Source organism: Paenibacillus pectinilyticus (assembly GCF_001700435.1).
GTDB classification, from domain to species: domain Bacteria; phylum Bacillota; class Bacilli; order Paenibacillales; family NBRC-103111; genus Paenibacillus_E; species Paenibacillus_E pectinilyticus.
In genome coordinates this window covers 460,319-473,712 of sequence record NZ_LYPC01000014.1, presented here as the reverse complement: position 1 = coordinate 473,712, position 13,394 = coordinate 460,319, and the positions used below count along the sequence as shown (strand labels likewise).

Annotated in this window: 9 protein-coding genes; 1 reads left to right on the top strand and 8 read right to left on the bottom strand. The window is 42.5% G+C overall.

Going from position 1 to position 13,394, the window contains the following annotated elements:
• Window positions 1-74: 74 nt before the first annotated feature.
• The 3 genes from A8709_RS09410 to A8709_RS09400 all read right to left on the bottom strand — a co-directional run bounded on the left by A8709_RS09410 (window position 75) and on the right by A8709_RS09400 (window position 5,338).
• Complete coding sequence (locus A8709_RS09410) at window positions 75-1,424, bottom strand: MFS transporter (RefSeq protein ID WP_065852103.1); 1,350 nt, start codon at window positions 1,422-1,424, stop codon at window positions 75-77.
• Between the two features lie 189 nt (window positions 1,425-1,613).
• Complete coding sequence (locus tag A8709_RS09405; RefSeq protein WP_065852102.1) at window positions 1,614-4,157, bottom strand: GH39 family glycosyl hydrolase; 2,544 nt, start codon at window positions 4,155-4,157, stop codon at window positions 1,614-1,616.
• A 524-nt stretch (window positions 4,158-4,681) separates the two neighbouring features.
• Complete coding sequence (locus A8709_RS09400; protein WP_244163139.1) at window positions 4,682-5,338, bottom strand: TetR/AcrR family transcriptional regulator; 657 nt, start codon at window positions 5,336-5,338, stop codon at window positions 4,682-4,684.
• A 155-nt stretch (window positions 5,339-5,493) separates the two neighbouring features.
• Here A8709_RS09400 and A8709_RS09395 point away from each other — a divergent pair, with 155 nt between their 5' ends.
• On the top strand, window positions 5,494-6,438 hold the full coding sequence (locus tag A8709_RS09395) for an aldo/keto reductase (RefSeq protein WP_065852100.1): 945 nt from the start codon (window positions 5,494-5,496) through the stop codon (window positions 6,436-6,438).
• Between the two features lie 675 nt (window positions 6,439-7,113).
• On the opposite strand, the gene A8709_RS09390 is transcribed toward A8709_RS09395, so the two are convergent.
• The 5 genes from A8709_RS09390 to A8709_RS09370 form a co-directional block, all read right to left on the bottom strand.
• Window positions 7,114-8,463, bottom strand: a complete 1,350-nt coding sequence (locus A8709_RS09390) for an MFS transporter (protein ID WP_065852099.1) — start codon at window positions 8,461-8,463, stop codon at window positions 7,114-7,116.
• A gap of 80 nt (window positions 8,464-8,543) precedes the next feature.
• A complete protein-coding gene (locus A8709_RS09385) occupies window positions 8,544-8,957 on the bottom strand; it encodes a helix-turn-helix domain-containing protein (protein ID WP_065852098.1) in 414 nt (137 codons plus the stop codon).
• A 2-nt stretch (window positions 8,958-8,959) separates the two neighbouring features.
• Window positions 8,960-9,496 carry a cupin domain-containing protein gene (locus A8709_RS09380; protein WP_065852097.1) on the bottom strand — a complete coding sequence of 179 codons (537 nt, stop codon included), beginning with the start codon at window positions 9,494-9,496 and terminating at the stop codon, window positions 8,960-8,962.
• A 41-nt stretch (window positions 9,497-9,537) separates the two neighbouring features.
• The gene (locus A8709_RS09375) at window positions 9,538-11,943 is read right to left on the bottom strand and encodes a glycoside hydrolase family 3 N-terminal domain-containing protein (protein ID WP_065852096.1); all 2,406 of its coding nucleotides are present in this window, start codon (window positions 11,941-11,943) and stop codon (window positions 9,538-9,540) included.
• A 263-nt stretch (window positions 11,944-12,206) separates the two neighbouring features.
• Window positions 12,207-13,370, bottom strand: a complete 1,164-nt coding sequence (locus tag A8709_RS09370) for a glycoside hydrolase family 88 protein (RefSeq protein WP_065852095.1) — start codon at window positions 13,368-13,370, stop codon at window positions 12,207-12,209.
• Window positions 13,371-13,394: the final 24 nt, after the last annotated feature.

The window sequence follows — 13,394 nt, the reverse complement described above, 5'->3', positions numbered from 1 at the left end:
CAACTAAAACTCCCCTCACCACTTTTCCTGAAGTTTGTTACTTCATTCTTGGCTAGGGGAGGTGGCGGGTCCAACTATGCGTTTCTTCTTTCTTCTAACTCTTTCATCACAGTTGGATAAATTTTGTCTAGCTTATAAAAAAACAGAAGAACTGTCGTTAAAATTAATAATGCAAATTGAACGTAGATAAAACTTGCTTTGAAAGCGAAAATGGCTGAGTCTGATTGCGTTTGTGCATCAGCAACGTAACCCCCAACAGATAGTAATGCAGCAACAATAGCCGCACCGCCTGCTGTTCCAAGTTTTGAAGCAACACTTGACATACTGTAGGTTAAGCCTTCTGCACGAATATCCGTTTTCCATTCTCCGTATTCAATCGTGTCAAATACCATTGGGAATATAGTTGCCGTTAGAGTACCCATACCTAACCCTTTAATCAAACTTGCAATGAGAATCAAATTAAAGTTTTCTGGTGCCATCGCCATGATGGCAAAGCCAACAATGGATATAAAGCAACCAACTAATGCAAAGTTACGCTTACCAAGTTTTTTAACTAATGGTGCGCTTACCAGTAGAACCAGTAATATGGGTGCGAAAGATGCCAACGTCAGTACACTCATTTTTGTTTCATCGCCAAAAATGTATTTGCAGTAGTAGATGTTTATTCCACTCATACCTTGACTAAGGAACATTGTGATAGATAATACAAAAACAATCCACATATATTGGTTTTTAAGCATAGAAACAATTCTCATTTTTGTGGTAGCTGGTTTGCCTACTTCCGTTTTTGGTACGATTTTCACTCTTTCCTTTGTTCCAAAAAAGGTAATAAGATACATAACAACTGCAATTATTGCATAGATAATGAAAGTTTTTTGCCAAGCCCCGCCGTCATCTCCTAAAGCTTTAACAAAACCTGTTGTTCCAACCATAACAACTACCGCAAATACCATAGCCGATAACATTCTGAAAATATTAAGTACTTGTCTTTGTTGTTGGTCTTTCGTAATGAGTGAATTCAGAGTTCCATAAGGAATGTTAATGCATGAATAAATAATATTTACGGCAAAATAAGCGATAGAGTAGTAAACGATTTTTCCAGTCATGCTAAAGTCAGGTACACTGTATAGCATGACTGTAAAAAGACCAAAAGGTACAGCCATCCACAAAATCCATGGGCGAGTTTTCCCAAAACGTGATTTTGTACGATCCACTAAAGTACCAACAAAAATATCAACAAAACCATCAAGCACCCTTGCCCAAAGTAGAATTGCACCAGCGGCTACTGCTGTTAAACCAGCAATATCTGTAAAGAAGAACAACATGAATGCTCCAACCGAAGACCACACTATGTTGTTTGCACCATCTCCTAAACCATAAGCAAGTTTTTCCCTTAACTTGATTTTCTCATTATTCGTTTCCATGTGATTACCTCCATTACAAACTTCCTATTCCACTTCTCAATTCGAATTTTACATTGAAAGCGCTTCACATTCATTCCAATGTAAGGCTTTGGAGATTCCAATTGTGATCTTTTTTCAGTTTTCGAGAAAATCTAACGGCAAAAATAGATTAAAAAAAGGAACAACGCATCGGGTGCGTGTTCCTTTTCTTCAATACTGTTTCGTCGCCAGAATCAGCTGGATCTCGTGCGATTCAAGCTCGACATCTAGCTCGATGACCTCTTGCGTCTTCTCTTGCCAGGTCCGATATTGCGGTTGCGCCATCCGATCGAGATACGCTCTGCCTTCAACTGTCAACTCATCCGGCGCGCCCATCTCCACCCATGCATCAAAGGACGAGCCATGCTTCCTGTTGACCCGCATTTGTTCCATTCGGTAATGTCCATTAAGTTCTTCAAGCCGCAAGCCGAATCGGTTCGGAGCCGCATCGTTGAAGATACCATAACGGTTCTTCGAAGTAACCTGCGAATAATCAAATTGATTGTACAACTCGTTGTAGTGGCAATAATTGTACAAAAGAATTTGATAATCTTCCCCGCGGCGCGTCACGATGATGCCCTCTCGCTGCATCACGATTTCATCCCCTAGCCTCGCGAGGAATGCGAACGCGTGGAAACCCGACTTTTTGATGCCGTTATACGTCAGCAAACCGAAGCCTCCGTGAAACAACGGCTGCGGTAATTGAAACTCCTCATGCAGGTCCGTCGCTGTCCAAAAGCCCATTCCTTCGACCAAATATCCGCATTGCAACGCTGTTTTCACGATAAAAGCGGCCATATAACACGTGTCGTGGATCAAATCTCGGCAGTCAATGTTACCGTTCCATTCAGTAATCCAATACTCTCGTTCCTTCATCGGCAGCTCAGCCGCCCATTCAATCGTCTGTTTTACGGCCCGCTCGATCACATCCTCATCGCCCAAACGAGCGTACGGGTTAGCCGAAATCAATTCGCTTAAATCTTCTTGAAAGTTAAGGGTCTGCATCGCATTTAATTGCAATTTTTCGTCCTCTATGTCGTGTGGAGCAATCGCCAATTGATATGCATGAAAAGAAAAGAAATCGAGCTCGATCCCGTGTTCCCGGGCATATGAAACAAACGACCGCAACCAGGAATCGCCGCTGAACAGGCAAAGGTTGCCGAAGCCGCCGACTTTAAGCATCGGACTAATCGATTTGATGCGCGAAAAAGTCGCTTTGAATAGTTCGAAAAATTCTTCTCGCGTGCCTTTCCAGAAAGCGCCTTCAACATCCGGCTCGTTCCAAAATTCGAAGTACCATCGCGACACTTCTGCCATGCCGTATCGGTTTATTATATGTCGAACGAAAGCTTCGACCATGTCGAGCCACCGATCCATGCTTTTCGGTGGCGTTACATTCGCTTTCCACCAGAAAATATCCCCTTCCGCGGAAGCAAGCAACGAAGGCATGAAGCCAAGCTCCAGAAACGGTCTAACGTCTTCCTCAAGCAAACCGTCCAGCAGCGTATCGACGTGATTGAAATTATAATACGGCTTACCAGAAGTAGCTTCGTTATAGACGAGTAACTCATCAGCAAAAATGCCATGAAACCGGACGTATTCAAATCCGATGTCTTGTTGCAGCGTCCTGAGTTGTCTGCGGAAATCTTTTCGAAGTCCATGCGGCGCATAGCCGAACGTCATAAGGCGTTTCCAGCTTTGTCTTAGCTTCCCTTTCGAGGCCCCCGCGTCAACGGTACACGTGACGGACCTCTCTTTTCTACGTCCTGAAGACACCGGTTCTTTCTCATTCCAGTCGATATATTGGAATAGTTCTGCCAACGTGTTTTTGCTGCTGATGCTGAAGTAATCTTTCGGCTTTTCGGGGTTCGCATCGACCTTCTGAAGCTCGCGGAACTCCGTCGGGGTCATGCCCAGTACTTCCCGAAACACACGGTAATACGACTTCGCATCAGGAAAACCGTGCCGCAGCGCGACATCAAGAATGTTGTTTTCCGACATCCTAAGCGGTTTTAATGATTTGTTCAAGCGGATGTTTTCGATAAACTTCTTGAGCGAAACGCCCATGTTGGTTTTGAAGTATTTAGATAAATATTGCGGTGTCAAAAAGAACTGTTCCGCGATTTTATTGAGGCCCAGGCGCGAATTGTTATAATTGGCATTGATATATTTGAGGATTTCGAGAAGGCGTTCGTCGCCCTCTCTCATTTGCGCGCTAAGAGGCTCTACCGACATGCTGAAATGGTTCTTCAATATAATGTATAGATCGAGCATATGCCGTTCGATCAGCAAATTTTGCGGCTCTTCACGGTTGATGACTATCTTCATCATTGAAGCAAGCAGTGAACGGATCCGATTATATTCCTTCGTTTTCTTTCCTTTCGAGGTGCTTGAGTCAAGCTTAAAGTTCATTCCATATTGGTCAACGCCGTATTTTTGAAATTGCTCGTGGCTGAATTGAAGAATAAGCAACTGCGCCTGTTCCTGCTTGTCCATTGAACGAACGAAATGAATTTCGTTCCGGTTTACAAGAAAGATATCCCCGACGTTCAGTAGCGTTCCTTGCTTGTCGATCAAGATTTCGATCGATCCCTTGAGGATAAACAAGATCTCAGTTTCCTCATGCCAATGGTATGGGAACAGTTCGAGAGACTGTGTGAAAATCTTGACCGGAATTTGCCCGCTCTGCTCGATGGCTTCGAAATGGAATTGCATGGTCTCACCTCTTCGAGTAATTGGCTTTCATGTTGTGACCATTATATAAGTCAGTTATGATTATTAGGACAGCGTAGGAAGCCTGCCAATGGGAACTTTCCAGGAATAATTATCCAGCGACCGTCCTGCGATGCGGCTCTTTTGCCACTGAAAACCGTGGAGAAACAAAATAGTCGTAATTGAGATGTGCAACAAAAGGGGTGTGATTCCCCGGCGCGTAAAGGCAGACCTGATGACGCCCATCCTATAGATGATAAGTGAAGAAAGCGAAACGAACAATCGAGGTCACTCCGACGGGAGTTGAGATTTGTCGCTTACCCTAAACAGGGTAAGCGTTGCTATGTCCATTTATGGATAGCTAATATGCAACTCCATCTCATTCACTTCTCTCGGCTCTCATCAAGGAGTCTGTGTTAAATACTTTTCAAGTGGTAATATTGACGTTTACTGTTGGACTTTCACGTCTCGCTAGTGGGCAATATAACGAAGGAACAAAAAGGCTAACACATAGGTGAGCCGCCAAATCAATATAGGTTCTTAGTGATTTTTTGAGTCAAATGCTCAATTCTTGGTATCATGACAGCATCGTCAATTATCGGAAGCTTTTCTGGCTTAAACAACTGAAGTTTCTTTAGATAATAATAATCAGTCAAAATCTGCTGAACAGTCAATTGATTCATCATAAGGTACTTCACATTGAACATGCCGCGAAGAATTTCATCCTGTGCGATAAGTAGTCTGCCATTGACCTCGTTGAAAATTCCTTTATGAACTCCTTCTTCGTAGAAAGCCAATAACTTCTGTTCTCGTTGCTTCATGGCTTCTCTAAATCGGTCATACCAATCGGGAAAACTGATTTCGAGTTCATTTAAGAAGACTTCTGTGAAATATTCAACAAGCGAAACAGACTGCTCGAATATTTGCTGAAATCGTATGCCGAAGCTTTGTTCCGAATCTAAGTGGGCGTTGCTCATTTCGTTCATATATTCAATAAAACCAGATACGATGAATCCGATTATTTCTTCTTTCGTTGAGAAATACTTGTATAATGTCGCCCTGCTAACCTCCATTACTTTGGCAATTTCCTCCATGCGAACGGATTGAAGTCCATTCTTTCGCAAGTAGGGAAACAGCTTCATGACAAGCTTAGCTTGGGTCTCGTGTCTTTTGCCTGAGTTCAAATCAATACCCCCTTGCATCCATTATACCTGTTATTCGCAAAGCGTCATACATAAATTACAAAATAGACAGTTTAATCATTTTTTGTATATCTTGTAATTGTTGTGTGATATGATGTACATCGAAGGTTAATTTATATTCAAGTGAGGTAGTCCAAATGAAAACAAGGAAGCTTGGTAATACTGGAATTGACGTTTCTTCGATTGGATTAGGCTTAATGGGTATGTCGCCGGGAATGTATGGTGTAATTGATGATGAAGAATCCATCAAAACCATTCATCGAGCGATGGAACTTGGTGTAACACTGTTGGATACTGCCGATACGTACGGGAACGGACACAATGAAGAACTCCTTGGTAAAGCGCTCAAGGGACGGAGAGAGCAAGCGATTGTTGCAACCAAGTTCACTTTTGGACCGAATTGGCAGTTCATCGGTGGTCATCCTGATTACGTAAAGAAAGCAATCGACGAGAGTCTACGTCGTCTTAATCTTGAATATATCGATTTATACTATCAGCACCGCGTTGACCCAAATGTACCGATTGAAGAAACAGTCGGCGCGATGGCTGACCTAGTCAAGGCTGGAAAGGTGAATTATCTTGGGCTTTCGGAAGCTGATGCATCGAATATTCGTCGAGCGCATACTGTACATCCAATCACAGCTCTTCAAACGGAATACTCCCTTTGGAGCCGTGACGTTGAAGAAGAAATTATTCCTGTCGTCAATGAGCTCGGAATTACATTTGTAGCTTACAGCCCTCTAAGTAGAGGCTTTATTACTGGTGAACTTCGTAAACCGGAAGATTTCCAACCCGATGACATGCGCAAACGCTTGCCGCGTTTCCAAGGAGATAACTTCCAAAAGAACGTTGATATTGTGGACAAGCTCGCAGAAATCGCAAAAGAGAAGAACTGCTCGGTTGCTCAACTGGCAATAGCTTGGACAGTAGCAAAAGGAGCGTTGCCGATTCCGGGAACGAAACGCCGCAAGTATCTTGAAGAAAACGTAGGGGCAGTAAATATTCAACTCACATCGGATGAATTAGACCGTATTGACGCTGTTAGTCCAATCGCATTTGGTGGACGGTATCCTGGTATGTAATTAATCAGTTGTCATAAGCGATATAGAAGGTATACAATCAAATGTTTATGAATAGGGATAAGCATTTCTGAATTTCTTTGTATTTTGGAGATATAACATTTAGGGCAAGTTTTGTATTAGAGTCTGCGTAAGGAAGTTTTGAGTGTGAAATTGTGTTTCAAATGAACCCCCCCTCCCCATCACTAGATAGTTATAAAGCCGTTAAAGTCGTCTGTATGAACCTGCACAGGGGACACGGAAGGAAGGATATTGTCGTCTTAAATATCGAACTCAAAACAAAGAACCTGCATTTCTACAGGCTCCTTGCTTTCACATTTAGAGTGATACGCTAATCCGTATCTCAAACGGATTAAACGATATAAGTTCTTGTCACTGGCTTTAGACAGGAACTTATATCGTTAAAAAAAAATGCCGCAACCGCGCGGCATCTATTGAATATATGTTCTTATCACCATACCCTGGTGGAATGAATAATGGTGGTTCCATTTGCTCCTCTTCTTGTTTGATCTGACCTAGATAGCTCCTCCAGTATTAAAAGTTGTTTATAAGGACATTTCTATATACCGCTCCTAAATGAAACAGCGACGAACCAAGACTTGATTTAAAAGTCTTAGACTACCGGTGTATCATTTACATTTACCCTTAAGTTCTCTGAATACCCCAGAGCGGGTCCAACTATGCGCTTCTTCTTTCTTCTAACTCTTTCATCATCGTAGGATAAATTTTGTCTAGCTTATAAATAAGCAGAAGAGCTGTAGTGATAATTAATAACGCAAATTGAACATAAATAAAACTTGCTTTGAAAGCGAAAATGGCTGAATCTGTTTGCGTAGCTGCATCAGCAACGTAACCCCCAGCAGATAGTAATGCAGCAACAATAGCCACACCGCCTGCTGTTCCGATCTTTGAAGCAACGCTAGACATACTATAGGTTAAAGCTTCTGCCCGAATACCCGTTTTCCACTCCCCGTATTCGATGGTGTCAAATACCATTGGGAATGCAGTGGCCATTAGTGTCCCCATACCTAACCCTTTAATCAAACTGCCAATGAGGACGACGTTGAAGTTCTCTGGTGCCATCAGCATGATGACAAAGCCAACAATGGATATACAGCAACCAACTAATGCAAAGTTACGCTTACCCACTTTTTTAATAATTGGTGCGCTTACAAGAAGAACCAGTAACATAGGTGCGAAAGATCCGAGCGTCAAGAGACTCATTTTTGTTTCATCGCCAAAAATATATTTACAGTAGTAGATGTTTATTCCGCTCATACCGTTAGTAAGGAAAAGTGTGATCGACAAGGCAAAAACAATCCACATATTTTTGTTTTTAAGCATAGATACGATTTTCATTTTTGTCGTAGCCTGTATGCCTGTCTCCGTTTTTGTGACGATTTGTACTCTTTCCTTTGTTCCAAAGAAGGTAATGAAATACATGATAACCGCAATCACTGAATAAATAATAAATGTTTTTTGCCAAGCTCCTCCGTCATCTCCAAAAGCTTTAACAAAACCTGTTGTTCCAACCATAACAACGACAGACACTAATAACGCCGTTAACATTCTGAAAATATTAAGAACTTGTCTTTCTTGTTGGTCTTGCGTAATAAGTGAATTCAAGGTTCCGTAAGGAATGTTAATGCAAGAATAAATAATATTTACTGCAAAATAAGCAATAGAATAGTAAACGATTTTTCCTGTCATGCTAAAGTCTGGTACACTAAATAGCGCTATTGTGAAAAGTCCGAAAGGCACAGCCATCCACAAAATCCATGGTCGCGCTTTCCCAAAACGTGTTTTTGTACGATCTACTAATGTACCAACAAGAATGTCAATAAAACCGTCGATTACCCTCGCCCAAAGAAGAATTGTACCCGCCACAGCTGCTGTTAAATGAGCGATATCTGTAAAGAAGAACAACATGAATGCGCCGACAGAAGCCCACACTACGCTGTTTGCACCATCTCCAAGCCCATAAGCAAATTTTTCACCTAGCTTGATTTTCCCATTATTCGTTCCCATAATAATACCCTCCCGATTGAAAGCGTTATCAATTTTGTAAAAAGAAGCTTGTTCGCTTCACGACACTGTAACCTAATTATTCAATTCCCGTTTGAATGGCTTTTAGGAATATAGTTGGCTAGTAGTTCATAGCCCATTATAGGATTTACAATGGAATAGCCTTGTATCTGAAACTGGCTACGCTTTGATGCTGCTTCTCCCATCTCCCTATAATCTGTCGGTGTCGTCCCTGTCGCTTTACGGAAAGAACGATAGAAGGATGCTAAGCTCATGAAACCGCATTCCTCCGATATATCCAGAACCGTTTGCTTGGTCCCCGTAAGCAGTTCCTTGGCATGGCTGATACGAACGCTGTGCAAATACTCTGCGAAAGAAATCCCCATTTTATCTCGAAAAAAACGACAAAGGGACGAAATACTCATATTTAGACTGTGCGCGGCATGATCCAATGTCACTTTCAACTGATGATTATTATTGATATAGGCAATAATCATACTTAATTGATCAAGATCGTGATTGCTCTTCTCCGATTCTGCTTTATGAGCAGGCTCGTAGCGCGTAGTCGGAACAAGTATCCAACGAGCTGATATAACAAGGACTTGATATAATATTGAAAGCCATCCTTTTTCAAGAACACTTCCATGCCGATTTGAGCAAGTAAAGATTGGAGTTGTGTGTAATCTTTTATATGAGATTGTTCAGTTTCAGCTGAATTTAAATGGAAACGGAAGTAAGCGGTTTTCCCATAGTCAGACTGATAAATAGCCGGATTGATTTGCAGAACTAACGCGTAATTATCCTGCTCCAAGCAATGAATAGAATGAATTGAATTACTGTTAAAAAGAATCATATCTCCCGTTTTCATCGTATATTTTTTATTATCGGAAGTAACCGCAAGTGTTCCTTTTAACAGAAATAGCACTTCAAATTCATTATGCCAATGCGGACTGGAATGTTCGATCCCAGCGATAAAGCACTTCATTGGCGCTTCTTTGATATGCTCAATCATTTCATACGAGTATTTGCTTTCCATGGGTAAAACCGCCCTCCTTTCATCATCCAGCCTTTAAAGTTTTACATAACTACAGCCTCGGCGAAAAATGCCCGATTGCTAGTTGCTAATGTAACCCCGTCTACAATCGTGAATTGACCATGTAAACGAATATCATCGGAAGCTGAACCGATCATGACTTCAATATCTCCTGCTTCAACGATCCAATTCATCTTCTTATTAAGAAATGCTAATTGGCTCATTTGTACATTGAAAGTAACGTTCTTGCTTTCCCCAGGCTGCAGCGTAATTCGCTTGAAGCCCGCAAGCTCCTTGTTAGGACGCACCATAGAAGCAAGCTTGTCTGTGAAATAGAGCTGTACGACCTCGTCACCCTCGCGATTACCGACATTGGTAACCTTGCAAGAGATTTCAACGTTTCCGTTACCTGCTACTTGTTCAGAAGAAGTTGTAAACTCCGAATAACTGAAATCCGTATACGACAAGCCATGTCCAAAATTATATAATGGTTTTCCTGTTTCATTGACATATCCATCTTTGTTGTTCATCATCTCAAAGCCTCGGCTAGCATAACCGCTGCCTTTTGCATAGCTATAGTAGGATGAACCTTGACCTGCGCTGCGAATACTCGTAAACGGGAGCTTTCCACCTGGATTATAATCACCAAATAGAACGTTTGCAATAGCTTGTGAACCGCTCTGTCCTGGATGCCAAGCTTCAATGATTGCTGGAATGTTTTCCGTAACCCATGCACTGCACAGTGGCCGCGGACTCATATGAACAACAATCATTGGCGTTTGGGTTGCATGAACCGCTTTAATCAGCTCTTCTTGCACCCCAGGAAGGCCAATATCTGAGCTATCAATTCCCTCACCAATCGAACAACCGAGTCCCCATCCACTTTTAGCCCCCATCACCATGATGACAAGTTCCGCCTCCAAAGCTTGCTCAATGGCTGCCTCAAAGCCTGAACGATCTGCGTCCATGATGCCACAACCTTGGGTATAGGTGACATGAGCAGCAGGAATCTTCGCTTCAATCGCTTGCTTCACAGTTGCGGACATCGGGTACATGCCTTGCAGCATCGGTTCTAACATTGGCATATCCAATGAACCACCATTTATATTCATCTCAGCAATATCGACACCAGCCATACCGCTAGTATCATTATTCGCCATCATTCTCATTCCCATTTCTACCATTGCAGGAAAGGTATATGCGCCATAATTACTCCGGAACAAATTACCGTTCGGCCCGATGACTGCTACTTTTTTAATTTCTTTGGAAAGTGGCAGCATCTGATTCTCATTTTTTAATAGAACGATAGATTCATTCGCAAGCTTTGCCGATAACTCATTATCTTCAGGTTGGTGGTAGCTTGCTTGGATTGCTTCATAGTCAGGATAAGGTTTCTCAAATAAACCTAGGCGGAACTTCAATGCCAGCAATCTACGTACCGATTGATCGACATCTGAAATGGGCAAGCGATCTTGCTTGACAGCCTCACGCAGAGAAGCGCCATAGTACTTAACCATAGGAAGTTCAATATCCATCCCCGCTTGCAACGCTTGTACGCCTGCATCCGTGATATCCTCAGCAGTATGAAAAGATTCGGTCAATCTTTCGATCGCCATATAGTCTGAAACGGTGACCCCTTTAAAGCCCATTTCGCCTCGTAATAAATCTGTTAAAATCTCTTTGGAAGAAATAATGGGCTCCCCATCAAGTGAACCATAGGAGTTCATCACAGATGCAAGATCAGCCATACGAATCGTAGCTTCAAATGGTTTGGCATGCACTTCACGAATTTCTCTACGCGTCAAATGCTGACTCGCCATGTTGAGGGCGCCTTCGGACATACTATAACCAAGGAAATGCTTCGCCGTTGCGGCAACACCTTCTTTTAGATCATCGCCTTGGATGCCCTTTACAAAAGCGACGCTTAAACTGGAAATTAAGGTTGGATCTTCCCCGTACGTTTCCCCAATTCGACCCCAACGAAGGTCACGTGCAACATCCATTACCGGTGAAAGCGCTTGCCGAATTCCGATGGATGTCATCTGCTTACGAATAACGTCGCCCATAAGCTGTACTTTTTCCGGATCCCAGGTCGCACCTAGTCCGATGGCGATCGGATAATTCGTCGCTTCTGCGAATATACCGCCCGATAACGCTTCTGCATGGATGAGGGCTGGAATACCTAAATCTGTTTCTTCAACTAAATATTTCTGAATTTTCTCTACCAAAGCGGCGTTTTCTGCCGTCGTTCTTCCGCCGACAAGTACTGCCACTTCTCCTATACCATTAGCAAGTTGTACTTCCAAATGCTCTAATACTCCAGCGACAGACATCACACAACCTAGTTGAGCAATCTTCTGTTCAAGTGTCATTCTCGACATCAAGTCCTCAATTCGTTCATCGATGGTTAGTTCAGGATTTTTATATGGAGCATTATTTACTTTTGGCATAAACTTGCACCTCCGAATTTATATGTTGTCCTACATGTATAATATATATTTAATCCAGTTTAAAATCGTTTCAAATCATGTCATTCACTATCTCATTTTCATGCAGATTTCTCAAATCCCGCAATCGCACAACCCGATAGAAGTATATGCTATGGCCAAGTCGCGAAAAAAGGTTGAACACTGGAGATTCCAGGTCCAACCTTTACTGATGGTACATTTCATTATGGCAAAGTCCAAATAACTCGCAAATTGTAGCCCCATTATCAAACGAATTGTTTCATTAACTTTCCAATACCCTGCTCCGTACGCTCATACCAATAACCTGGTATTGAACGCTCTATCCGCAATAGCGCCTCCAAATAATAATAATCCCCCCAAATCATGTAATCATCCAAACCAGAATTACCTCTTACATGGTAGGATCCATGCTTTAGGAGCCCTTCCGCTTCTTCACCGATCGTGGCATAACGTTCCACGAGCGATTTCATGACCTGCTCCAGTGCCACCGCAATCCATAAACGGTCTGGATCATCTTGCGGCATCAATTCTAGAAGCTCATGCATGCCACATGCTGTGATGGCCGATGCCGAACTATCACGGCTCGTTCCTGCCTCGATCGGCACATTAAAATCCCAATAAGCGATTGAATCTTCAGGCAAATGATCTATAAAATAGCGCAACAGCCGTTTCGAAGTCTCGAGAAACTTGGGATCACCTGTATAACGGTACGATAAAGCGAAACCATAAATACCCCAGGCTTGTCCGCGCGTCCATGTTGATCCGTCATGATATCCCTGATGTGTTCCTCCGCCGAGCGGAATGCCCGTTTCCTGATTGAAATAGAACGTATGGTACGATGAGTCATCTCCGCGCACCAAATAACGCCGCGATAATTCTGCTTGCTTATACGCGATTTCACTATATATAGGGTCACCAGTATGCTGCGTAGCCCAATACAATAATGGTAAATTCATTAAGCAATCAATAATGATACGCCCTCCGTTTTGCTCATCGCCTTCAGGACCCCATGCTTGCAAATAATGACCTTTAGAGCGCCATCTGGCTAGTAGAAGGTCAGCTGCCTGAAGGGCTAGTTGACATGCGTCCTTATCACCATCCACAATCCAACCAGCTAATGCTGACAAGCCATATAGAAACCCTATATCATGATGCTCCAGACAATTGCGCTGCTCCAACCTCTGACGGAAATTATCGATTTGTAACTTAGCTTGCTCTTTGAAATAAGCATCTCCCGTATATTCAAAGCTAAGCCAAACCATCCCCGTGTAAAATCCTTCTATCCAATCTATATTTTCCGACCATTCATACCGCTTCTCATTCGTAATATGTGGGAATTTCATCCCATTGTTTTCAATATTAGCACGTATTTTACCTACTGCATCTTCAATTGCTTTACTCCATACCATCTTAGAAATCCCCTTTTCCACGAA

Excerpts from the sequence above, each read along its gene's own strand:
- A8709_RS09410 (WP_065852103.1), bottom strand. The coding sequence starts at position 1,424 with ATGGAAACGAATAATGAGAAAATCAAGTTAAGGGAAAAACTTGCTTAT.
- A8709_RS09405 (WP_065852102.1), bottom strand. The coding sequence starts at position 4,157 with ATGCAATTCCATTTCGAAGCCATCGAGCAGAGCGGGCAAATTCCGGTC.
- A8709_RS09395 (WP_065852100.1), top strand. The coding sequence starts at position 5,494 with ATGAAAACAAGGAAGCTTGGTAATACTGGAATTGACGTTTCTTCGATT.
- A8709_RS09390 (WP_065852099.1), bottom strand. The coding sequence starts at position 8,463 with ATGGGAACGAATAATGGGAAAATCAAGCTAGGTGAAAAATTTGCTTAT.
- A8709_RS09385 (WP_065852098.1), bottom strand. The coding sequence starts at position 8,957 with ATGATTATTGCCTATATCAATAATAATCATCAGTTGAAAGTGACATTG.
- A8709_RS09380 (WP_065852097.1), bottom strand. The coding sequence starts at position 9,496 with ATGGAAAGCAAATACTCGTATGAAATGATTGAGCATATCAAAGAAGCG.
- A8709_RS09375 (WP_065852096.1), bottom strand. The coding sequence starts at position 11,943 with ATGCCAAAAGTAAATAATGCTCCATATAAAAATCCTGAACTAACCATC.
- A8709_RS09370 (WP_065852095.1), bottom strand. The coding sequence starts at position 13,370 with ATGGTATGGAGTAAAGCAATTGAAGATGCAGTAGGTAAAATACGTGCT.